The 21,921-nt window shown below is 75.1% G+C and carries 18 protein-coding genes; 8 read left to right on the plus strand and 10 right to left on the minus strand.

From position 1 onward, the window contains the following. Nucleotides 1–22: 22 nt before the first annotated feature. The 3 genes from hemQ to hemE are packed head-to-tail and all read right to left on the minus strand — an operon-like array spanning nt 23 to nt 3,239. On the minus strand, nt 23–724 hold the full coding sequence (gene hemQ, locus HDA31_RS20425; protein ID WP_074474002.1) for a hydrogen peroxide-dependent heme synthase: 702 nt from the start codon (nt 722–724) through the stop codon (nt 23–25). Continuing rightward, nucleotides 721–2,133 (minus strand): protoporphyrinogen oxidase, encoded by a 1,413-nt coding sequence (gene hemG / locus HDA31_RS20430; protein WP_178063948.1) that lies wholly within the window; start codon nt 2,131–2,133, stop codon nt 721–723. The genes hemQ and hemG overlap by 4 nt, the downstream gene beginning before the upstream one ends. Nucleotides 2,134–2,147: 14 nt before the next feature. Beyond that, entirely contained in the window at nt 2,148–3,239 is a 1,092-nt protein-coding gene (gene hemE / locus HDA31_RS20435; RefSeq protein WP_178063947.1) for a uroporphyrinogen decarboxylase, read from the minus strand. 196 nt (nt 3,240–3,435) lie between these two features. Here hemE and HDA31_RS20440 point away from each other — a divergent pair, with 196 nt between their 5' ends. Further along, nucleotides 3,436–4,008 carry a DUF3000 domain-containing protein gene (locus tag HDA31_RS20440; RefSeq protein WP_074473999.1) on the plus strand — a complete coding sequence of 191 codons (573 nt, stop codon included), beginning with the start codon at nt 3,436–3,438 and terminating at the stop codon, nt 4,006–4,008. Nucleotides 4,009–4,178: 170 nt separating this feature from the next. Here the strand turns inward: HDA31_RS20440 and HDA31_RS32400 are convergent, their stop codons facing one another. Both HDA31_RS32400 and HDA31_RS20450 read right to left on the minus strand, forming a co-directional pair. Further along, nucleotides 4,179–5,237 carry a hypothetical protein gene (locus HDA31_RS32400; RefSeq protein WP_246384507.1) on the minus strand — a complete coding sequence of 353 codons (1,059 nt, stop codon included), beginning with the start codon at nt 5,235–5,237 and terminating at the stop codon, nt 4,179–4,181. Nucleotides 5,238–5,323: 86 nt separating this feature from the next. Then, nucleotides 5,324–6,487, minus strand: coding sequence for a trypsin-like peptidase domain-containing protein (locus tag HDA31_RS20450; protein ID WP_184871996.1), 1,164 nt, complete (start codon nt 6,485–6,487; stop codon nt 5,324–5,326). A 379-nt stretch (nt 6,488–6,866) separates the two neighbouring features. Between HDA31_RS20450 and HDA31_RS20455 the strand changes: the two genes are divergently transcribed. The 6 genes from HDA31_RS20455 (at nt 6,867) to HDA31_RS20480 (ending at nt 14,892) form a co-directional block, all read left to right on the plus strand. After that, nucleotides 6,867–8,195, plus strand: coding sequence for a ribonuclease D (locus HDA31_RS20455; RefSeq protein WP_178063946.1), 1,329 nt, complete (start codon nt 6,867–6,869; stop codon nt 8,193–8,195). A gap of 268 nt (nt 8,196–8,463) precedes the next feature. Continuing rightward, a complete protein-coding gene (locus tag HDA31_RS20460; protein ID WP_178063945.1) occupies nt 8,464–9,687 on the plus strand; it encodes a thiolase family protein in 1,224 nt (407 codons plus the stop codon). After that, complete coding sequence (locus HDA31_RS20465) at nt 9,684–11,753, plus strand: 3-hydroxyacyl-CoA dehydrogenase NAD-binding domain-containing protein (RefSeq protein WP_178063944.1); 2,070 nt, start codon at nt 9,684–9,686, stop codon at nt 11,751–11,753. The genes HDA31_RS20460 and HDA31_RS20465 overlap by 4 nt, the downstream gene beginning before the upstream one ends. A gap of 164 nt (nt 11,754–11,917) precedes the next feature. After that, on the plus strand, nt 11,918–12,631 hold the full coding sequence (locus HDA31_RS20470) for a hypothetical protein (protein ID WP_178063943.1): 714 nt from the start codon (nt 11,918–11,920) through the stop codon (nt 12,629–12,631). Between the two features lie 129 nt (nt 12,632–12,760). Further along, complete coding sequence (locus tag HDA31_RS20475; protein ID WP_178063942.1) at nt 12,761–14,296, plus strand: hypothetical protein; 1,536 nt, start codon at nt 12,761–12,763, stop codon at nt 14,294–14,296. A 125-nt stretch (nt 14,297–14,421) separates the two neighbouring features. After that, nucleotides 14,422–14,892, plus strand: a complete 471-nt coding sequence (locus HDA31_RS20480; RefSeq protein WP_178063941.1) for a DUF2690 domain-containing protein — start codon at nt 14,422–14,424, stop codon at nt 14,890–14,892. A 103-nt stretch (nt 14,893–14,995) separates the two neighbouring features. Here the strand turns inward: HDA31_RS20480 and HDA31_RS20485 are convergent, their stop codons facing one another. Continuing rightward, nucleotides 14,996–15,379, minus strand: coding sequence for a VOC family protein (locus HDA31_RS20485; protein WP_178063940.1), 384 nt, complete (start codon nt 15,377–15,379; stop codon nt 14,996–14,998). Between HDA31_RS20485 and HDA31_RS20490 the strand changes: the two genes are divergently transcribed. Continuing rightward, complete coding sequence (locus HDA31_RS20490; protein ID WP_178063939.1) at nt 15,357–15,500, plus strand: hypothetical protein; 144 nt, start codon at nt 15,357–15,359, stop codon at nt 15,498–15,500. The two genes, HDA31_RS20485 and HDA31_RS20490, sit on opposite strands and share 23 nt — an antisense overlap. Nucleotides 15,501–15,682: 182 nt before the next feature. Here the strand turns inward: HDA31_RS20490 and HDA31_RS20495 are convergent, their stop codons facing one another. The 4 genes from HDA31_RS20495 to HDA31_RS20510 all read right to left on the minus strand — a co-directional run bounded on the left by HDA31_RS20495 (nt 15,683) and on the right by HDA31_RS20510 (nt 21,868). Next, nucleotides 15,683–18,223, minus strand: a complete 2,541-nt coding sequence (locus HDA31_RS20495) for a malectin domain-containing carbohydrate-binding protein (RefSeq protein ID WP_178063938.1) — start codon at nt 18,221–18,223, stop codon at nt 15,683–15,685. Between the two features lie 385 nt (nt 18,224–18,608). Then, nucleotides 18,609–19,790, minus strand: coding sequence for a sensor histidine kinase (locus tag HDA31_RS20500; protein ID WP_246384506.1), 1,182 nt, complete (start codon nt 19,788–19,790; stop codon nt 18,609–18,611). Next, nucleotides 19,787–20,455 (minus strand): response regulator transcription factor, encoded by a 669-nt coding sequence (locus HDA31_RS20505; protein WP_074473992.1) that lies wholly within the window; start codon nt 20,453–20,455, stop codon nt 19,787–19,789. Before HDA31_RS20505 ends, HDA31_RS20500 begins: the two co-directional genes overlap by 4 nt. A gap of 102 nt (nt 20,456–20,557) precedes the next feature. Further along, nucleotides 20,558–21,868, minus strand: coding sequence for a PQQ-binding-like beta-propeller repeat protein (locus HDA31_RS20510; RefSeq protein WP_178063937.1), 1,311 nt, complete (start codon nt 21,866–21,868; stop codon nt 20,558–20,560). Nucleotides 21,869–21,921 lie beyond the last annotated feature (53 nt).

Raw genomic sequence — 21,921 nt, forward strand, 5'->3', positions numbered from 1 at the left:
GCCCTTCCTTGCGCCTAGCCCCTCAGGGCAGACAGGTGACGATGTCGGCGATCGCGCGGCGCCGGCCCGTGTAGAACGGGACCTCCTCCCGGACGTGCCGGCGGGCCCCCGACGCCCGCAGGTCACGCATCAGGTCCACGATGCGGTGCAGCTCGTCGGCCTCGAAGGCGAGCATCCACTCGTAGTCGCCGAGGGCGAACGAGGCGACCGTGTTGGCCCGCACGTCCGGGTACCCCCGGGCCATCTTCCCGTGCTCGGCGAGCAGCTCGCGCCGCTCGGCGTCGGGCAGCAGGTACCACTCGTAGGAGCGGACGAACGGGTAGACGCACAGGTACGCCCGCGCCTGTTCGCCGGCCAGGAACGCCGGGATGTGGCTCTTGTTGAACTCCGCCGGCCGGTGCAGGGCGAGCTGCGACCACACCGGGGTCAGCGCCCGGCCCAGGGTGGTGCGGCGCAACCGCAGGTACGCGTCCTGGAGCGCGTCGCTGGTCGGTGCGTGCCACCAGATCATCAGGTCGGCGTCGGCGCGCAGCCCGGCGACGTCGTACGTGCCGCGCACCGTCACGTCCTTGCCGGCCAGCTCGGCGAAGAGCGCCTCGACCTCGCCGGTGACGTTCTCCCGCAGCGACGGCAGCGGGCTGGTCGCCCGGTACACCGACCACATCGTGTAGCGGATGCTCTCGTTGAGCTCCCGCAGCCGCGCCGCGTTGGTCTGCTCGGTCATGCCGATCCTCCCAGTGCCGTGATGATCTCCTCGGCCGCCGTCGCGCCGGAGCGGACGCAGACCGGGATGCCGACGCCGTCGTAGCCGGCGCCGGCCAGGGCCAGCGTGGGGTGCGCGCCGCGCAGCGCCGCCCGCACGGCGGCCACCCGGTCGAGGTGCCCCGGGGTGTACTGCGGCAGCGAACCGCCCCAGCGCTGCACGTGGCGGGCCACCGGCGCGGGCAGCGGGACGCCGAGCACCTTCGACAGCTCCCGGTGCACCGCCTCCGCCAGGTCGTCGTCGGTGACCTGGAGGGACGCCTCCTCGCCGTAGCGGCCCACGGAGGCCCGGACCAGGGCCAGCCCGTCCGGCCGGGCCAGGTGCCCCCACTTGGTGGTGAAGAACGTCGACGCCTTGATCAGCAGCCCCTCGGTGGCCGGCACCAGGAACCCGGACAGCGCCGGCAGCTCCGGGCGGGGCAGCGCGAGGGTGACCAGCGCGACGCTCGCGTAGTCCAGCTCGCCGACGGTCGCCGCGGCCCCGGCGAGGTCGGCGACGCCGGCCAGCAGGCGGGCCGCCGGCCGGGCCGGGACGGCGAGGAGCACCGCGTCCGCGTCGACCAGCTCCGGGTCGCGGGTGGGGCCGACGGTCAGCCGCCAGCCGGTCGCCGTCGGGGTCAGCTCCCGCACGGCCGCGGTGCGGCGGATCGTCGCCCCGCCGGCCGTGGCGGCGGCCTCGACGAGCCGGCTCAGCCCGCCGGCCAGGGTGCCGAAGACCGGCTCGCCGGGGGCGCGGGGCGCGGCGGCCTGCGCCGCCCGGACCGCGCCGAGCAGGGTGTGCTCCACCCGGGCCGCGCGGGCCAGCGCCGGCATCGTGGTGGCCAGGGACAGGCCGTCGGCCCGGCCGGCGTAGACGCCGCCGAGCATCGGGTCGACCAGCCGGTCGACCACGGCGTCGCCGAACCGGGCGCGGACCAGCGCCCCGACGGAGACGTCCGCGTCGGGGGCCAGCAGCGGCCGGCCGGCGTCGCGGTCGGCGTCCGCGGCGGGCTCGGCCACCGCCGTCACCTTCGCCAGATCCCCGGGTACGCCCACCAGCGTCCCGCCCGGGACCGGGCGCAGCCCCCCGTCGACGACCAGGGCGGCCTGCCCGACGCTGGGGTGCACGATGTCGCCGGCCAGGCCGAGCCGGCGCACCAGGGCCACCGCGGCGGACTCGCCGCCGGCCGGGTCCCGCATCAGGAACGACTCCGCGCCGAACTCCACCGGCCCGCCGGCCAGCTCGCCGGTGCGCAGCTTCCCGCCGAGCACGCCGGACTGCTCGTAGACGGTGACCTCGGTGCCGGCCGGGGCCCGGTCGGCCAGCCGGACGGCGGCGGCCAGCCCGGTGATCCCGCCCCCGACGATCGCCACCCGCCACGGCTGCCGCACGGTCGCCCCCTCTGCTATTCGCCCGGTCGCGCGGACACCTCGTGCACCAGCGCGACCACCCGGGTCAGCACGTCCGGATCGGTCTCCGGAAGGACGCCGTGACCGAGGTTGAACACGTGGCCGGGGGCCGACCGCCCCTCGGCGAGGATCCGCCGCACCTCCGCCTCGACCACCGGCCACGGGGCGAACAGCACGCACGGGTCGAGGTTGCCCTGCACGGCCTTGTCCGCGCCGACCCGGCGGGACGCGACGTCCAGCGGCGTACGCCAGTCGACGCCGACCACGTCCGCGCCGGCCTCGCCCATGGCGGGCAGCAGCTCGGCGGTGCCCACCCCGAAGTGGATCCGGGGCACCCCGGCGTCGGCCAGCCCGGCCAGCACCTTCGTCGAGTGCGGCAGCACGTGGCGCCGGTAGTCGGCCTCGGACAGCGCCCCGGCCCACGAGTCGAACAGCTGCACCGCCGACACGCCGGCCTCGACCTGCACCCGCAGGAACGCCAGCGTCACCTCGGCCAGCCGGGCGCACAGTGCGTGCCACAGCTCCGGCTCGCCGTGCATCAGGGCCTTGGTCTTCGCGTGGGTCCGCGACGGCCCGCCCTCGACCAGGTAGCTGGCCAGGGTGAACGGGGCCCCCGCGAAGCCGATCAGCGGGGTGTCGCCCAGCTCGGCGACGAGCAGCCGCACCGCCTCGTCGACGTAGGAGACGTCGTCGCGGCCGATCCGCCGGATCCGCTCGACGTCGGCGGCGGTGCGCACCGGCTCGGCGACCACCGGCCCGGTACCCGCGACGATGTCCAGCTCGACCCCGGCGGCGGCCACCGGCACCACGATGTCGCTGAACAGGATCGCCGCGTCGACCCCGTGCCGGCGGACCGGCTGGAGGGTGATCTCGGCGACCAGCTCGGGGCGGCGGCAGGACTCCAGCATCCCGACGTTCTTGCGGATCTCGCGGTATTCCGGCAGCGAACGGCCGGCCTGGCGCATGAACCAGACGGGGGTGTGCGGGCCGGGCTCGCGCCGGCAGGCCCGGACGAACGGCGACCCGCCCGTCCCGGTGCGGCGGGATTCTCCGTCTCGGGCGGCGGTGCCCGTCGTCTCGGTGCTCATCGCGGCTATCGTGCCACGCCCCCGGACCCCCTCCCCCACCCCGGCCGCCTTTTGTGACGTGCAAGGAAGGGCCCCCTGTTAACGCATCCGGTAGAGCAGGGTGCCCCGCTCACCGTCCACCGTTGGTGGGGCCGCCGCCGCAGGCCGTCGGCGTGCCGTTCCGGCGGCTGGGCGGCAGGCGGCATAGGCTGCCGGCATGGCCCCCCCGATCGCGCTCCCGGAGACCTTCGCCCGCGCGGTCGCCGGGCTGCGGTCGGCCGCGCCCCGATCGGAGATCGTCCTGGAGGAGGTCGGCGCGCCGCAGCGCCTCGCGCCGTACGCTTTCGCGCTCTCCGCGACGGTGCTGCGCGACGGCGACGAGGTGGCCACCGGGCGGCTGATCCTGCTGCACGACCCCGCCGGGCACGAGGCGTGGCAGGGCACCCTGCGGCTGGTCACCTACGTCACGGCGGAGCTGGAGATCGACCTGGCCGCCGACCCGCTGCTGCCCGGGGTGGGCTGGACCTGGCTGACCGACGCGCTGGACGCGCAGGACGCCCCGCACCGGGCGATCGGGGGCACGGTCACCCAGACCATGTCGACCCGGTTCGGCGACCTCGCCGGGCCGCCGGCCGCCGGCGACATCGAGATCCGGGCCTCGTGGACCCCGCTCGGCGAGGACCTCACCCCGCACCTGATGGCCTGGTGCGCCCTGCTCGCCTCGACGGCGGGCCTGCCCCCGCCCGGGGTGACCTCCCTGACGGAGCGCCGCCCGGCGGGCGCGGCCTGACCGACCGCCGCAAGCCGCAAGCCGCAAGCCGCAGATCTTGGCAAATCTCGGCCCCTGGAGGGGCCGTTTCGCTCCAAGATCTGCGGGTGCCGGGCCCGGTGCAGCCCGGCCCCGCCCGTCGTGGCGCGGGCGGGGCTGGGCTGGGCGGGTGACTTCCTGACTGCGCGCTGTCAGAGGTAGTTCTCGGCCTCGTCGCAGACCTTGTTCATGCCCTCGGTGGCCTTGTCGTACGCGGCCTTGTTGTTCGCCGCCGCGGCGGTCAACGCGCTGGTCAGCTTGTCCAGGCAGGTGGCGATGACCTTCTTCTGCCGGGCCTGCTCGTCCCGGTCGTTGCGGGTGCCGGTGAGGTCCTGCTCGGTGTTGGAGAGCTTCTCCCGCACGGCCTGCAGGTCCGTCTTGAGCTTCTCGATCTCGGTCTTGTTCGCCGCGATCGTGCCGTCCCGCTCGCTGACCTGGCCGGTCAGCCGCTTCTCGGTGCGGTCCAGCTCGCTGCTCTTGGTCACGTAGAGGCCGGTCATCACGCCGCCGAGGACGAAGAGCAGCCCGGCCACCACGGCCAGGACCAGCACCTTGCGCCTGCCTCGGCCCGCGCCCGGCGTCGGGGCGCCGTAGGGCGGCGGCGCGCCGGGCGGACCGTAGGACGCCGGTGCGCCCGGCTGGCCGTGGGGCGGCACCGTTCCCGGCGGGCCGGACATCGGCTGGCCGAAGGCCGGGCCCGAGGCAGGCGGCACCGACATCGGCTGGCCGAACCCCGGCGACGGCTGCCCCGGACCGGAGACCGGCGGGTGCCCGGCGCCGGAGACCGGCGGCGTCGACACCGGCGGGTGCCCGGCGCCGGAGACCGGCGGCGTCGACACCGGCGCGGTGAACGGCTGCGTCGGCTGCTGCGGCGGCGTCCCGTACTGGCCCGGGTTGAACGACTGGGTCGGCTGCGGCGCGCCCTGCTGGACCGGGCCGAACTGCTGGGTCGGCTCCGCCGCCGGCTGCGGCGATCCGTACTGGCCCGGGGTGAACGGCTGCGTCGGCTGCGGCGCGCCCTGCTGGACCGGGCCGAACTGCTGCGTCGGCTCCGCCGCCGGCTGCGGCGTCCCGTACTGGCCCGGGGCGAACTGCCGGGTGGGCTCCGCCGGCTGGCCGGTCGGGTCGTACTGCGGGGGCACGGGCTGGCCGGGGCCGCCCGGCGGCGGATACGGCGGCTGGCTCCCCGGCCCGGTCGGTGGCTGCGACATTCTTCTCTTCCTCCAGGTGGGGCGGCCCGTGGCCGGGGCCGCGACGAACCGGCTGGTACGGAACGGACGGCGCGGAACGGCCGAGGTCAGCAGATCCGGAAGCCGTCGCAGGCGACCTTGATGGGTACGGCGAGACCGATGCCCTCGGCGTCGCGGGCCTTGGCGGTGGCGATGCCCACCACCTGCTTCTGGCCGTTGATGACGGGGCCACCGGAGTTGCCGGGGTTGATCGGCGCGTCGAACTGGATGACCGGGCCCGAGCCCTGCCCCGCCTCGCGGAAGGCGCTGACCACGCCGGTGGTGACGCTGTCCTGGAGGCCGAGCGGGGCGCCGACGACGACGATCTGCTGACCAGGCTTGACCGCGGTGGACGCCGTCACCAGCCCGGTGAACTTGCTGGTGGTGCGTAGCTGGGCGATGTCGTTGGCCTCGTCGACCTTGACGATGGTGGCCGGGTAGCGCTGGTCGGTGCGCTCCAGGAAGACCTCCCGGCCGCCGCCGACCCAGACCGACTCGACCACGTGGAAGTTGGTGAACAGGTTGGTGCCGCCGCCGGTGTCGGGCTTGCCGACCGCGAAGGCGGTGCCGGTGAACTGCCCGGCCCGGACCCGGAACACGCTGGGCAGCGCGGCGCTGGCCACCGCCTCCGGGTTGAACTGCGCCCCGGCCTGCTTCTCCAGGGCCTGCGCCCGCTGCTCCAGGCCGTCGAGCCGGGTGGCGTCGTCGGTCTGCGCGGTGGCCAGCCGCTGATCGGTGTCGGCCAGCCGGTCGGAGAGCCGGTTGATCTGGTACGCCTGCACGCCGCTCACCACGGCCAGGACCAGGGCGAGCCCGAACGCGACGAACGTCAGCGCCCTGCCCCGGGGCCGCGGGGTGGCCCCGCCGGCCGGGGCGGGCGCGGGCCACGCCGACCCGGGGGCCGGGGACGCCCCGCCGTGCGGGTACGCCGGGCCGGGGAGCGCGGGCGACGGCGGCGCGGCGTATCCGGCCGGTGGCTGTTGGCCGGCGGCGGGTGACTGCTGCGGGGCGGCGGCCGGCGGCTGCGGGGCGGGCCAGCCGGCGGGCGTGGGGCCGGACCACTGGCCGGGCACGGCGGACTGGGCGGGCGGGGACGACGCGCCGGGCCAGTGCCCGGGCGGGGTGGCCTGGCCGGCGGGCGGCGGGGTGCCGCCGGCCGGCGGGTAGGAGCCCCCGGCCTGCGGATACACGGCGGCGCTGCCGCGGTGCGGGTCGGTCCGGGGCGGATCCATGCGGGGCGGCAACGGGCCGGGGCGGGCGTCGCCGGCCGGGGTCGCGGGGGCGGCCGGCTCACCCACCGGCGGGTCGGCGGGTCGCGCCGGGGCGGCCCAGCCTCCGCCCGAGCCGTCGCCGGGCCCCTGCCCCGGGCCCGTCGCACCGTACCCAGCCGTCGTCATCGTCACGTCCTCCCCGTCGCCGCCCTGGTGCCCGCCGACGCCGGTTCCGTCCCGGGCGGCGGCCCGAAGGAACGTACCCGCGCCGCCGCGCTTTGTCTTCCCCGATGTCCGACCCTGGCATGCCCGGTCAAGTAGCCGACGCGGATCGCACGACGCCGACACACACCGCACCCGGCTGCGCGCGCCGGATCGCCGCGCGCACTAGGGTTGTCAGGTGACCGACGAACCACCCCTGCGCCGTCGGGCCGCCGAAAGCCGAACGGGAAACGAGCCGCACCAACCGCCGTCGGCCGCGCCGGAGCCGGTGGACGCGGGGCCCGAACCGACCGTCGACGGGCCCGTGCCCCTGACCGCCCCCCGCGAGGGGACACCCGAGCCGGTGACGACCGAGGCCGGGCTGGCCGAGGTCGTGGCCCGCTTCGCCGCCGGCACCGGCCCGGTCGCCCTGGACGCGGAGCGCGCCTCGGGCTACCGCTACAGCCAGCGGGCGTACCTGGTGCAGCTGCGCCGGGCGGGGGCCGGCACCGCGCTGGTCGACCCGCTGCCGCTGCCCGACCTGAGCAGCCTCGACGCGGCCATCGCCGACGCCGAGTGGGTGCTGCACGCCGCCAGCCAGGACCTGACCTGCCTGGCCGAGGTGGGGCTGCGCCCGCGCCGGCTGTTCGACACGGAACTGGCCGCCCGGCTGGCGGGATTCGAGCGGGTCGGGCTGGCCGCGCTGACCGAGCAGCTACTCGGCTTCAGCCTGGAGAAGCACCACTCGGCGGCGGACTGGTCGAGCCGGCCGCTGCCGGAGTCGTGGCTCACCTACGCCGCGCTGGACGTGGAGATGCTGACCGACCTGCGTGACGTGCTCGACGCGGAGCTGGCCCGTCAGGGCAAGTCGGCGTGGGCGGCGGAGGAGTTCGCCGCGCTGGTGCGCAGCGTCGACCGGCCGCCCCGGGTCCGGGCGGAGCCGTGGCGGCGCACCTCTGGCATCCACCGGGTGCGGGGGGCGCGCGCCCAGGCGCGGATCCGGGCCCTCTGGTATGCCCGGGACCAGATCGCCTCCCGCCGGGACGCCGCGCCGGGCCGGGTCCTGCCGGACTCGGCGATCGTGGCCGCCGCCGAGCTGGACCCGAGGGACGAGAAGACGCTGCTGACCCTGCCGGGCTTCGGCGGCCGGTCGGTGCGCCGCCTGGCCCGCACCTGGCTGGCGGCGCTGGACGACGCCCGGCAGTTGCCCGACGACGCGCTGCCGGTGACGCCGGTGGTCGAGGGGCCGCCCCCGCCGCACCGCTGGGCGGAGCGGGACCCGGTGGCGGCGGGCCGGCTGGCCCGGTGCCGGGAGGTGGTGGTCCGGATCGCGGGCGAGCACACCCTGCCGCCGGAGAACCTGATCGCCCCGGACTCGATCCGCCGGCTCGCCTGGACCCCGCCGGACGAGGTGTCCGAGGCGACGGTCGCCGAGACGCTCCGGGGCTTCGGGGCGCGGGAGTGGCAGCTCACGCTGCTGGTGGCCGACCTGGCCGCCGCGCTGGCGGGTCCGGCGCCGGCGGTCTGACCCGGCAGCCCGCATCGGCGGCGGCCTGACCCGGCAGCCGGCACCGGTGGCGGCCTGACGCGGCGCCCCGGGGCCGGCAAAGGTCGCGGGCCGGCGGCGCCGCCGCCGGACGTTCCGGCGATGTGGGGTGGGCCACACGGGGCGTGGTGTCGAGGATGGTTACTGGCGAGTAGCATCCGAGGGACCACGCCCGTGCCGCGATCCTCGTTCGGTCCGTGGTGCCGCTGGTCGGCGACGTGGCCGAGTCAGGGTCGAAAAGGAGGCTCAAGTGCCCCGTGAAGTCCGCGATGTCGTCTTCGTCGACGGCGTCCGCACCCCGTTCGGCAAGGCGGGTGGCATGTACGCCAACACCCGCGCCGACGACCTGGTGATCCGCTGCATCCGCGAGCTGCTGCGCCGCAACCCGCAGCTGCCGCCGGAGCGGGTCGAGGAGGTCGCCATCGCCGCCACCACCCAGATCGGCGACCAGGGCCTCACCATCGGCCGCACCGCCGCCCTGCTGGCCGGCCTGCCGAAGACCGTCCCGGGCTTCGCCATCGACCGGATGTGCGCCGGGGCGATGACCGCCGTCACCACCGTGGCCGGCGGCATCGCCATGGGCGCGTACGACGTGGCGATCGCCGGGGGCGTCGAGCACATGGGCCGGCACCCGATGGGCGAGGGCATCGACCCCAACCCGCGGATCGTCGCGGAGAAGCTGGTCGACCCGTCCGCCCTGGTCATGGGGGCCACGGCGGAGAACCTGCACGACCGGGTGCCGCACATCACCAAGGAGCGCACGGACGCGTTCGCGCTCGCCTCCCAGCAGAGGACCGCGAAGGCGTACGCCAACGGCAAGCTCCAGGGCGACCTGGTGCCGATGGCGATCCGCGACGACGAGGGCGGCTGGGGCCTGGCCACGGTCGACGAGGCGCCCCGCGACACCTCGCTGGAGAAGCTCGCCACCCTCAAGACCCCGTTCCGCCCGCACGGCAAGGTCACCGCGGGCAACGCGGCCGGCCTCAACGACGGCGCCACCGCGAGCCTGCTCGCCGCCGAGGACACCGCCCGCGAGCTGGGTCTCCCGGTCGCCATGCGGCTGGTGTCGTACGGCTTCGTCGGCGTCGAGCCGGAGGTGATGGGCGTCGGGCCGATCCCGTCGACGGAGAAGGCGCTGCGCATCGCGGGCCTGGGCATCGACGACATCGGCCTGTTCGAGCTGAACGAGGCGTTCGCCGTGCAGGTGCTCGCCTTCCTCGACCACTTCGGCATCGCCGACGACGACCCCCGGGTCAACCCGTGGGGCGGCGCGATCGCCATCGGTCACCCGCTCGCGTCCTCCGGGGTGCGGCTGATGACGCAGCTCGCCCGGCAGTTCGCCGAGCACCCCGAGGTCCGCTACGGCCTCACCGCCATGTGCATCGGCATCGGCATGGGCGGCACGGTCATCTGGGAGAACCCACACTGGACGGAGTCCAGCAAGCAGGCCCAGCGGGAGGGTGGAGACAAGTGAGCGCGCTCGCCGCACCGAACGAGGTGGTCACCCGGGCGCTGCTGCGCCAGGTGCACGTGCCGGGGCTGGCCCGCCCGGCCGCCCTGATCACCCTCGACAACGGCTTCGACCACACCAAGCCGAACAGCTTCGGTCCGGGCGGCCTGACCAGCCTCGACGAGGCGATCACCGCCGCCCTCGCGGCGGACCCGGCGTTCGTCGCGGTCACCGGCAAGCCGTACGTCTTCTGCGTCGGCGCCGACATCACCAGCCTGCCGCAGCTCGCCGACCGGGAGCAGGCCCTGGAGATCGGGCGGCTCGGCCACCGGGTCTTCGCCCGGCTGAAGGACAGCACCGTCCCGACGTTCGCGTTCGTCAACGGCGCGGCGATGGGCGGCGGCCTGGAGCTGGCGCTGCACTGCCACTACCGGACGCTGTCCGGCGGGGCGTCGGCCCTGGCGCTGCCGGAGGTCTCCCTCGGCCTGATCCCCGGCTGGGGCGGCACCCAGCTCCTGCCGAACCTGATCGGCATCCCGGCCGCCACCCAGGTGATCCTGCAGAACCCGCTGATGCAGAACAAGATGCTCAAGCCGAAGCAGGCCGCCGAGCTGGGCATCGCCGACGTGCTGCTGGAGCCGGCCGACTTCCTGGAGCGGTCCCTCCAGTGGGCGGCCGGCGTGGTGCGCGGCGAGATCACCGTGACCCGGCCCGAGGTCGACCGGGACATGTGGGCGGGCGTGCTCTACTTCGCCCGGCAGACCCTCGACCAGCGGCTGCACGGCGCGGTCCCCGCCGCGTACAAGGCGCTGGACCTGCTGGAGACGGCGAAGGACGCCGACTTCGCGGCCGGCACCGCCGCCGAGGACGAGGCCCTGGCCGACCTGATCTTCTCCGAGGAGCTGCGCAGCGGGCTCTACGCGTTCGACCTGGTGCAGCGGCGGGCCAAGCGGCCGGCCGGCGCGCCCGACAGGGGCCTGGCCCGGCCGGTGAACAAGGTCGGCATCGTCGGCGCCGGCCTGATGGCCAGCCAGCTCGCGCTGCTGTTCGCCCGCCGCCTCCAGGTGCCGGTCGTCCTGACCGACCTCGACCAGGGCCGCGTCGACAAGGGGGTGGGCTACGTGCACACCCAGATCGAGAAGGCCGTCAGCAAGGGCCGGATGGACAAGGGCACGGCCGCCAGGCTGTACGGGCTGGTCAGCGGCTCGGTCGACAAGGCCGCCTTCGCCGACGCCGACTTCGTCATCGAGGCCGTGTTCGAGGACCTGGACGTCAAGAAGCAGGTCTGGGCCGAGCTGGAGAAGATCGTCTCCCCGGAGGCGGTGCTCGCCACGAACACCTCCAGCCTCTCGGTCACCGCGATGGCCGCCGAGCTGGAGCACCCGGAGCGGGTGGTCGGCTTCCACTTCTTCAACCCGGTCGCGGTGCTGCCGCTGCTGGAGATCGTGCGGGGCGAGCGCACCGACGACGCCACCCTCGCCACCGCGTTCGCGGTCGGCAAGCAGCTCAAGAAGTCGTCGGTGCTGGTCTCCGACGCCCCGGCGTTCGTGGTGAACCGGCTGCTCACCCGCTTCCTCGGCACCGTCTTCGCCGCCGTCGACGCCGGCACCCCGCTGGACGTGGCGAACGCCGCGCTGGACCCGTTGGGCCTGCCGATGCGCCCGCTCGCCCTGCTCCAGCTCGTCGGCCCGGCCGTGGCGTACCACGTGGGCGGCACCCTGCACGGCGCGTTCCCGGACCGGTTCGCCGTGAGCGAGAACCTACGCCGGATCGCCGAGTCGGGGCAGCCGATCGTGGTCGACGACGAGATCAACGCCGACGTCGCCAGGCTGCTGGTCGTCGGCGACGAGCCGCTGACCGCCGAGCAGGTGCGGCGCAACGCGCTCGACGCGCTGGCGCAGGAGGTGCGGCTGATGCTCGACGAGGGCGTCGTCGCCGAGGCGCAGGACATCGACCTGTGCCTGATCCTCGGCGCGGGGTGGCCGTTCCACCTGGGCGGCGTCACGCCGTACCTGGACCGGACGGGCACCAGCGAGCGGGTGACCGGCCGCCGGTTCCTGCCGCCCGGCGTGGCCAGCCTGCCCGCCTGATCCTCCCCGCTCCCCCGCGATCGCGGCGGCCGGACGTCCCTTTCGTGGGCGTCTCGGCCGCCGCGATCGTCGTTCACCTCACCTTCGCCCCGGCGGGGTCGGTGGCTGTCGGTGGGGCTGGCTACGATCACCGCTCCTGATCAACTGACTGGAGCTGAATCGACATGTCCCAGCCGTCGGGCAACCCCTATCCGCAGCAGCCCTACGGGGAGCAGCCCGCCCCGCAGCAGCCGGGCGGCTACCCGCCGCCGGCCGGCCAGCCCTACGGCGCGCCGTCCCCCGCGCCGCTGCCGCCGAAGAAGTCCAAGGCCGGCAAGATCGTGCTCATCGTCCTGGCCGTGGTGCTGGTGCTCTGCCTCGGCGGCGCGGCGATCACCTGGTTCGCCGTGAAGGACGAGGTCGGCGACGTGGTCGACGCCACCAAGACCCGGGTCACCGCACCGGCCACCCTCGCCGGCCGCAAGCAGGTCACCGACCCGGAGCTGACGAAGCTGTCGGACGAACTGGTCGCCGACATGAAGTCGACCGTGCAGAACGAGACCAGCACCGCCGGGGCGTTCTACGGCGACGCCGCGAAGCAGGACCTCGTGATGATCGCCGCGGCCTCGGGCGTGCTGGCGGACCCGAAGAAGGAACTGGACGACGCGATCGCCGGCCTCAAGACCCAGCTGACCGTCCAGGAGATGACCGCCACCGAGCCGGGCCCGCTCGGCGGCGAGGCGCGCTGCGGCGACGGCAAGACCGCGGGCATGCCGCTGGGCGTCTGCGTCTGGGCCGACCGGGGCAGCCTCGGCATGATCGTGGTGTTCTTCAAGTCCGCCAAGCAGGCGGAGGCCGAGTTCGTCACCATGCGCGGCCAGATCGAGCAGCGCTCCTGAGCCACGCGGCGTCGGTCCCCTGCGCCGGCGGCGCAGGGGACCGACGCCGTCCCGAAAGGCCGCACGCAGCTTCCGCTCGGACGTCAGCATCGCGACTGCGTCGGCTCGGGACGGCTGGGACCATGACCCGTGGCCCAGATATCGGTGCGGCGCAAGCTCGGCTGGTTGCTCGCGACGAATCGCAGGCTCGGCCCCGATCCGGCCCTGCGCTGCGGGAACGGGTTCGCCCGCGCGGTCGGAGGCTCGACGTCACCGTCGTCGGTGACCCGCTGGGAGAGGGGCCAGGTGGCCGCCGGACGGCGCACCATCCGGCGATACGAGCAACTGCTCGGCCTGCCCACGGGACAGCTCACCACGGTCTCGGACGCGATGGTGCGTCTCGAGACATCGACTCGGCTGCGGACCGGCGTCGGGCGACTCGACGACGTCGCCCTCGACACCCTGCTCGAAAAGATCGGCGGCGATGCCCCGCTGCACGGCGCCGAATGGGTCCAACTCACCGAGCAGATCGAGTCCTCTCCCGGGCTGGTGCTGCATCCCCGCAGGCTGTGGCGCACGATCGCGGAACGACTGTTGACCGAGCTGATCGTCGCCGAGAAGGGGGAATGGCTGCACCGCAGTGAGGCCATGAGCCGGCTGTTGGAGCATCCGGTCGCTCGCGCCCACGCCGTCGCGGCCTGCATCGCGCTCGTCGAGGACGACACGTCGCCGGTGGTCGTCGAGCCGCTGGGCCTGCTCGACGTCGTCTCGGACGACACCGCCAACCGGTACGTCTTCCAGCAGCTCACCCACCCGAAGGGGGAACGCGCCTTCCAGGGCGCCCTGCGCACCGCGTCGCGGAAGATCCGGCACGGGCACTTCACCGAGTCCCAGTTGCGGCGGCTCGCTCCCGTCGTACGAGAGGCGCTGCACGACCCGCCACCCGATCCCGACCGCCTCGCGCTCGCCCTCGACGTCGCCCGCCTGCTCTCGGGCCGCGCCCCTGCACGGGCGGCCCTGCGCGGGATGGTCCCGCCCGATCAGCCGGCCGCCCGGTGGATGTGGACGTCGACCCGCCTCGCCGAGCCCGCCACGGCACGCGCGGTCAGCCTCAGCCTGGCCCGCCTGACCCAGGCCCAGCACCGCAGCGAGGCAGCCGAACCCGACGAGGTCCTCGCGGGCGTGATCGAGGAGGCGCTCTACAGTTCGAGCCCCGACCGGCGCCTGCTGCACGGTCAACTCCTCGCCGCCACACCGCTGCGTGAAGCGCTGGGGAACGCGTTCCTGACCGAGGCGACCGCCGGCCTGGGCCGGCGCGACGAGACCTTCGCGGTCACCGCCCTGCCGGCGATGACCGTGCTCAACGTCAGCACACACCGGCCGCTGATCGGACGCATCCTCTCGGGTCCGGGCTTCAGCCCGACCCTGCGGCACGCCGCGGCGCGGGCCCTGCCGCACTGCCCGGGCCGGTTCCCGGAGCCGGTCTGGCGCACGATCCTCGCCCGTCAGCTCGCTCGGTCGCAGGGCGTCACCGGCAGGATCGAGGCCGACGTCCTGCGGGCCATCGTCTACGGCATCGGCACCGACGGCCACACCGAGCTGCTGGCGGCGATCCGCGCCGATCCCGCGCTGCCTCCCGACTGCCGGTCGACCGCGCACTGGCAGCTATCACAAGCAAGGCGGTGACACAAGTCGATTTGCGTCCCGGCGCTTCCGCGCAAAGCCATCCGGGCCCACCGGTCGGCGCTCCTACCGTGAGTTCCACGGGCCGAACAGAAGCGAACGCCTGGCAGGAGCAACGAGGAGGACACATGGTCGACCGAACGAGGGCACGCCTGGGCCGGGTGGCAACCGCGACGCTGAGCACCGCAGCGATCCTCGTCGCCGGCGCCACGCCGGCGGCTGCGGTCTCCGGCATCACCGGCCAGGACCCGTACTCCACCGGCTGCTACGACAACGGCTGGCAGTGGAGTTCGACCGGCACCCCGGTCTACGACGGATCGCGCAAGGTCGGCACCGGATACCTCCGGTACTCCGGGGGCTGCGTGGCGAACTGGAGCGAGTTCCGCTACGAGGACGCCTCGGCGTACAACGACTACAGCGCACGCCCGTCGGCGTGGGAGGACGGCGTGTCCGGCACCGACCAGTACTCGCCCAACCTGTGGCTCAACCCGGTGTACTCGCGCATGGTCGACGGTCGCGGTGCCGCGTGCGCCGGCGCGCAGGTCTACCGGTATCCGTCGGGCCAGTGGGTGAGCTGGACCTTCTTCGCCTGCGCCTGACGGCACCGCCGGGACCTGGTGGGGCCGGGTCGCCCCGGCCCACCGGATCCGCCGGCAGGCGTCGTCGGCCGCCCGGACGGGCGGCCGACGACGCTCGTGCGGGCTACGCCGACGCCTCCCGCTCGGCGGCGCTGCGCAGCACGCAGAACTCGTTGCCCTCCGGGTCGGCGAGGACCACCCAGCCGGCGCCGTCCGGCCGCCGCTGGTCGTCGACCTGGGTCGCGCCGAGGGCGAGCAGCCGCTCGACCTCGGCGTCGCGGGACCGGTCGGCCGGCTCCAGGCACAGGTGAACCCGGTTCTTCACCGTCTTGCCCTCCGGCACCTGGAGGAACAGCACGGTCTCCCCGTCGGCGGTGCGGACCATCGCCTCCGGGTCGCCGGGGAGGTCGTCGGGCTGCCGCCCGGTGCCGAACACCTGGGCCCAGAAGCCGGCCAGGACGTACGTGTCGTGACAGTCGATGCTGATGTTCCTGATCCGTGCGCTCACGGTCGCCTCCGTGGTGGAGTGGGCGCCCCGCGGGATCGACAGAGGTCAGCAGCGGGTGGAGCGGGGCGCGGGGCTGGTCGTGGTGGACATCAACCGCACCTCCCTCCGGTCGTCGGGCTGACGGCAACGATCATGGCACGCCGCCGGCCGCCCCGGCAACGGGGTTGCCGGGTGCCGGGCGGGCGGGCCCCGGCCGGCGCCCGCCCCGGCGGGGCACCGGTTGCCGTACCCCGGAACGGGCACCGGCCCGGCGCCGCGCGGACGCGGAGCCGGGCCGGGGTGCCCCCGTGGTGCGGCGGGGGTCTACGGGCCGACGAAGACGGCCTTGGCGCGCCAGTCCACCCCGTCGACGGCGGGGCCGCTGACGGTGGTGAACGCGCCGGTGGGCACGCCGCCGGCCCACGCGGTCGAGGCCAGCGCGCCGGTCGAGCGGCTGACCCGGTAGAGGGTGCCGCCGGCGAGGAAGATCGACCCGGTGTCGGCGAACCCGGTCACCCCCGCGACGGTGAACTTGTCGGCGCCGACCGCCCCGCTGTCCGGGGTGAACCAGCGCCAGAACAGCCCGTTCTGGCCGGAGAGGGTGTAGTAGAGCCGGCCGCCGGTGTAGAGCATGCCGGTGACGTTGGCGATCTCCGCGTAGAAGTTGCTGGTGACCCCGGTGTACGTCTGCCCGGCCGGGCCGGAGTCGGTCTCCACGTTGTCCCAGTAGGCGTCGTGGTACGGGTCGACGAGGCTCGGCGTGCCGAAGGTCGTCCCGTTGAAGGTGCGCCGCTGGAGCGCCCCGTTCATGCCGTAGAACAGGGTGCCGCCGACCCAGAACGCGCCCTTCGCCGACGACCAGTCCGTGTCGTCGGGGTTGGCCACCGGGACGGGCGTGCCGACGGCGCTCGCCCCGTCGTAGGAGAGCCTCTGCACCTCGTCGCCGGTGCCGGCGGGCGGCGGGCCGGTCTTGACGATCTCGATGGCGTTGACGAGCGGGTTCTCCACCACGTGCCCGAAGTCGATGTCGACGTTGCCGTCGCTGACGATCGTGAACGCCCGCATGGTGCCGATGTCGTGCCCGGGGGTGACCGCGAGGTCGAGGTCGTTCAGGACGAGCGTGCCGTCCAGGGTCACGTCGAAGACCCGCTTGCCGGGGGTGCCGGTGCCGGCGTACCGGTTGGCCAGGTAGATCCGCACGGTGACCTCGGTGCCGGCCGGCACCGGGAAGTCCCACTGCATCTCCGGCGCGCCGGTGCCGTCCCACCGCTCGCTGTTGTAGATCGCGGCCGGGGTGCCGGCCGGGACGGTCCCGTCGAGGTTGGGCGCGACGCCGTAGCTGGCGGCGCTGCTGCCGGTGTTGTGGTACGGGCTGGGCGCGTCGGCGGTGTCGGCGCTCCAGTCCGGCCCGTCGTCGGTCGACGCGACGGCGGGACCGGCGGCGTTGATCCGGTACAGCACGTTCGTCGGCACCGGCACCCCGGCCTGGTACACCGCGCCGGGCAGGTCGGCGGTGGCGGTCGAGTGCGGGGCCTTGCCGCCGGCCAGCGGGAAGAACGCGATCCGCTCCCGCCGGTACTGGAAGTTGCCGATCCAGGACTGGTCGGAGCCCAGCCAGAGGCCCTGCGGGGTGACGAGCATCTCGGTCACGCCGTAGCCGCGCGGGTGCCGGCCCGGGTTCCACGACAGCGGCAGGCCGTTGCGCGGGTCGAGGGCGGCGATGCTGGCCCGGCCGATGGCCCCGGCCTGCGCCGAGTCGCCGCCGAAGGTGTTGTTGAGCCAGCGCAGGTGCCCGCCGACGTAGACGGCCTGCTCGCTGACGCCGACCGAGAGGAAGGTGTCGCCGCCGGAGTAGTTCACCCAGGTGGGCTGCTGGGCGTCGCCGGTCGCGCCGGCCTCCCAGCGGGCGGCGGTGTCGCAGAGCGAACCGCTGTACTGGCCGCCGGTGGTGACCACCACGAAGTAGCTGCCGTCCGGGGCGAAGGACACGTCCCGCATGTACGAGTCGAAGGACTTCCACGAGCAGCGCGGGGTGTACCTGCTGGTGTTCCAGTCGGCCACGGTCGCGGCGGTCGCGCCGAGGTCCAGCCGCACGATCTGGTCGTGCAGCACCCCGTCGGCCTTCCGGAAGTTGCCGATCACGACGAGCTGGGTGCCGTCCGGGGAGAGCGCGAGCTTCTCCGCGCCGACGCCGGCCTTGGCCCCGCTCACCCCGTCGTAGTTGTGGTTCTCGGTGAGCGTGGTGGTCAGGTAGCTGTCCAGCGCGCCGGTCGTGGCGTTGAGCGAGGCGAGGCCGCCGCGCGGGTTGGCGTTGCCGGCGGTGGTGAAGATGCCGCCGACGAGCAGCCGGTTGCCGACCAGGGCGACGTCGTCGACGAGCCCGTTGAACGCCGGCCCGGCGAAGCTGGTGACGGTGGCCCCGGTGGCGACGTTGACCAGGGCCACCTTGCGCCGGGTCACCCCGTTGACCGTGTTGAACTTGCCGGCCAGGTAGACGGTGCCGGCGGTCGGACCGGCGGCCACCGCGCTGACCTCGTTGTCGACGACCGGCACGAAGGCGGTGTCGACCGCGCCGGTGGCCTTGTCGAAGGCGAGCACGTAGTTGCGGGTGATGTCCACGTCCGAGTTGCGGTTCTGCACCGTGGTGAACGAACCCGCCGCGATGATCTTCGTGCCGGCGTCGTGGATGGCGAACACGGTGCCGTCCACGATGTCCGGCGACGCCGTGGACGGGACCGCGGAGACCACCTTGTCGTGGCCGGGCGCGGCGCTGGCCGGGCTGCCGGCGACGAGACCGGCGGCGGTCAGGGCGACCGCGGTGAGGACCGCCGGGACCCGGCGGGTCAGGGACGAGGAACGAATCACGGGCAGCTCCCGGAGCACGTGCGGGGTGGGGTACGGCTCACAGCCGGGCCGCCGGGGACGGCCGGCTCGGCGGCGCGCACCACGTGAGGCATGGCGCCATCACACCTTCACGCACCGGAGCCGCCGAGTCCAGCGGCGGGGTCCGATTCTGCCCCAACCGCGCGACGGCTCCAACCGAGCACCCGACGCCGGGCTGCCCGCCGGAGGCGTGGCTCGCCGGGTCAGCCGGGCGGCGCACACGAAAAGCCGACCTTGACCGACCCCAGGGCCAGGTCAGGGCCGCCCTGCGGGCCGTCGGTCCGCGCCGACCGGCAGGCCCGGCCGGCGCGGGACGGCCAGGGTGGCCCGGCCCGGCGCCCGTCCGGGCCGGTCGGCGCGGAGCCGGTCAGGGCCGCCCGGCGTGGGACGGGCCGACGGCAACGGGCACGGCGTCGGCCGCAGGCAGGGTCACCGTCACCTCCAGGCCGCCGCCGGGCTGCGCGAACACCCGCACCGTGCCGCCGTGCGCGTCGCAGACCGCCCGGACGATGGACAGGCCCAGCCCGGAGCCCCGCGCCCCGGTGCGTTCCTGCCCGCCCCGGCGGAACGGCTCGAACAGGCCCGGCACGTCGCCCGGGCTGACCTCGAAGCCGGTGTTGGCGACCACCAGCCAGGACGTGCAGCCGTCCGTGCCGGTGCGCACCGTGATCCGGCCGTGCAGGTGGTTGTAGCGCACCGCGTTCTCGATCAGGTTGCCGGCCAGCCGGTCCAGCAGCCCGGGGTCGCCCACCACCGGCGCGGTCTCCAGCGCCGTCTGCACCCGCAGCCCGATCCGGTCCACCTCCCGGCGCACGGCCGACAGCGCGTTGGCGGTGCCGGCGGCCAGGTCGCACTCGGTGCGCCGACCCAGCCGCCGGCCCGCCTGGGCCTCGCTGCGGGCCAGCACCAGCAGCGCGTCGACCAGGCCGTTGGCCCGTTCCGAGGCGTCGCGGACCACGGTGGCCATCCGGCGGTACTCGGCGGCGTCGGCCTCGTCGTCACTGAGCGTCACGTCGATCTCGGTCCGCATCACCGCCAGCGGGGTACGCAGCTCGTGCGAGGCGTTGGCGACGAACCGCTTCTGCGCCTCGAACGCGGCGGCGATCCGGTCCAGCATCGCGTCGAACGTCTTGGCCAGCTCGGCCACCTCGTCGTCCGCCCCGGACCAGCCGATCCGCTGGTCGAGGGTGGCCTCGCCGAGGCGCTGGGCGGTGGCGGTGACCTGGTGCAGCGGGCGCAGCGCCCGGCCCGCCACCGCGTACGCGCCGGCCACCCCGACCACGCTGATCGCCAGCAACGCCAGCAGGCCCTTGACCAGCAGCTCCCGGGACGCGGCGTCGACGAGCTGCCGCTGCCACTCCCCCGCGTCCAGGGACCGGCCGTCGGCCAGCAGCACGGTGGTGCCGGGCAGCAGCTCGTCGGTGGGACGCAGCGCGTCGCGCACCAGCAGCCAGGCCAGCAGCACCAGGATCGTCCCGGCCCCCACCAGCAGCACCCCGTTGAGCAGGGTGAGCCGCAGCCGCAGGGTCGGCCGCAAACGGACGCTCACGCCAGCCCCTCGGCGGTGCGGTAGCCGGCGCCGACCACCGTCTCGATCAGCGGCGGGTCGCCGAGCTTGCGGCGCAGCGTCATCACGGTCACCCGGACGATGGTGGTGAACGGGTCGGTGTTGGCGTCCCAGACCCGCTCCAGCAGCTCCTCGCTGGAGACCACCGCGCCGCGCGCCTTGAGCAGCTCGGCCAACACCCCGAACTCCTTGTTGGTCAGGTCGACCGGCGCCCCGCCGCGCGTCACCACCCGGCGGGCCGGGTCGAGCACCAGGTCGGCGACGGCCAGCACGGGCGGGGCGGCCGGGGTGGCCCGCCGGCCCAGCGCCTGCACCCGGGCGACCAGCTCGTCGAAGGCGAACGGCTTGGGCAGGTAGTCGTCCGCGCCGAGCTGCAACCCCTCGACCCGGTCGGCGACGGTGCCGCTGGCGGTGAGCATGAGCACCCGGGTCAGCGTGCCGGAGGCGGCCAGCTCGGCGCAGATCTGGTCGCCGTGGACGCCGGGCAGGTCCCGGTCCAGCACCACCACGTCGTACCGGGTGACGAAGGCCATCTCGTGACCGCTGTCGCCGTCGTAGGCCACGTCGACGGCCATGCCGCGCTTGCGCAACCCCCGCGCGATCGCGTCGGCGAGGTTGCGCTCGTCCTCGACCACCAACACCCGCATACCCGCCTCCTCGCCGGCCGACCTCCCGACAACCTAGTGCCGGCCACCAAACCAGCCTCGCACCGCCGGCCGGACGGGCCGGTTCCGGGCGCGGCGGGGCCGTCAGGCGGGCAGCCGCCACCAGCCGTACGTGCCGGAGTGCCGGCGGCAGACGATGTCCCGGCCGTCGGCGGCGCAGTCGCCCGCCGCGCCGGGCAGCACGTCGCGCACCCGGGCCGCCGCCCCCGCCAGGTCCAGCTCGGCGACCACCAGGCTCCGGCCGTCGCGGTCGGCCCGGGTGCCGTAGTGCGGCCCGCCCGGGGTGCGGCTGAACGCCAGGTCCCAGCTCCCCAGGTCGGCGACCTCCCGCCCGGTGGCGGCATCCAGCACGCCGAGGTGGCTGGCCGTGCCGCCCGCCTGCTCGTCGGCGATCGCCAGGAGCCGGTCGCCGCGCACCGCGATGACCGTCTGCCAGCGGGGATTCGTCCACCGGATCCCGCCGGTCGCCGGGTCGAGCCCGGACAGGTCGAAGCCCCGGTACGCGTAGGCGCAGAGCACCGGCCCGCAGGCCCCCGCGTAGCCGAAGGTCGGCTGCTCCAGCGCCCAGCGCCGGTCCAGCGCGGCGAGCCCGTACGCGGTCACCCGCCGGACCTCGCCCTTGTCCTGCTCGAAGGCCAGCAGCAGGTCACCGGCGACCTCGACCTGGAGGTCCCCCCGCCAGCCGCCCGGCGGCGCGACGAGGCTCGCCCGCACCGCCCCGGAGGCCGTGTCGCGCAGCTCGATCCCGCCGGCGGCCGTGACCAGCGCCACCTGCTCGGCCGCCCCGTCCTCGTCGCGGTCGGCGAAGGCCGCCCACCCCAGGCGACCCGGCACCGACCACCGGAGGCGGCCCGACGTCGGGTCCACCGACCGCAGCTCGCCCCGCTCGATGTCGTCGCCGAGGAGCAGCAGCCCTCCGCCGGCCGCGAGCACCGGGTAGCCGGCCTGCTGCCAGCGCCGCTCGCCGGTCCCCGCGTCCACGGCGAGGGTCTGCACCCCGTCCGTCCGGTAGTCGACGAGCAGGGCGACGCCGCCCTGCTCCTGCACGCCGCCCAGCCGGCCGAGGCCCGGCACGACCGTGCGCCACAGCGTCCGCACGCCGGCCCCCGCGCCGGTGGGCGTCCCGTGGGCCGTCACCTCCCGGGCCCCGTCGGCGCCCGGCGCCCCCGGGTCCAGCAGGTAGACCCGGCCGTCGAGGACGACGACCTCGATGCCGAGCCGGCCGCCGAGCACCGCCGACGCGGGGCGCGCCACGGACGTCGACGAGGCCAGCAGAGACAGCGCGAGCAGGAGGGCCAACGTCACCCGCAGCGGCCGGCCCACCGCCCGGGGCGGCCGGGACGCCGACGCCGGTTCCCCGTCGCCGCGCACCTCGCCGAGGTCGATCAGCGTCACCCTCGCTCCTTCCCGGCCCGTGGCCGGCGCTGCGGCGGCGCGTCCCGCCGGGC

It is taken from the genome of Micromonospora carbonacea (assembly GCF_014205165.1).
GTDB lineage: Bacteria > Actinomycetota > Actinomycetes > Mycobacteriales > Micromonosporaceae > Micromonospora > Micromonospora carbonacea.

Coding starts and splice junctions, on each gene's coding strand:
- hemQ (WP_074474002.1), bottom strand. CDS start 724: ATGACCGAGCAGACCAACGCGGCGCGGCTGCGGGAGCTCAACGAGAGC.
- HDA31_RS20450 (WP_184871996.1), bottom strand. CDS start 6,487: ATGGATCCGCCCCGGACCGACCCGCACCGCGGCAGCGCCGCCGTGTAT.
- HDA31_RS20490 (WP_178063939.1), top strand. CDS start 15,357: ATGTTCCTGATCCGTGCGCTCACGGTCGCCTCCGTGGTGGAGTGGGCG.
- HDA31_RS20470 (WP_178063943.1), top strand. CDS start 11,918: ATGTCCCAGCCGTCGGGCAACCCCTATCCGCAGCAGCCCTACGGGGAG.
- HDA31_RS20480 (WP_178063941.1), top strand. CDS start 14,422: ATGGTCGACCGAACGAGGGCACGCCTGGGCCGGGTGGCAACCGCGACG.
- HDA31_RS32400 (WP_246384507.1), bottom strand. CDS start 5,237: ATGTCGCAGCCACCGACCGGGCCGGGGAGCCAGCCGCCGTATCCGCCG.
- hemE (WP_178063947.1), bottom strand. CDS start 3,239: ATGAGCACCGAGACGACGGGCACCGCCGCCCGAGACGGAGAATCCCGC.
- HDA31_RS20440 (WP_074473999.1), top strand. CDS start 3,436: ATGGCCCCCCCGATCGCGCTCCCGGAGACCTTCGCCCGCGCGGTCGCC.
- HDA31_RS20505 (WP_074473992.1), bottom strand. CDS start 20,455: ATGCGGGTGTTGGTGGTCGAGGACGAGCGCAACCTCGCCGACGCGATC.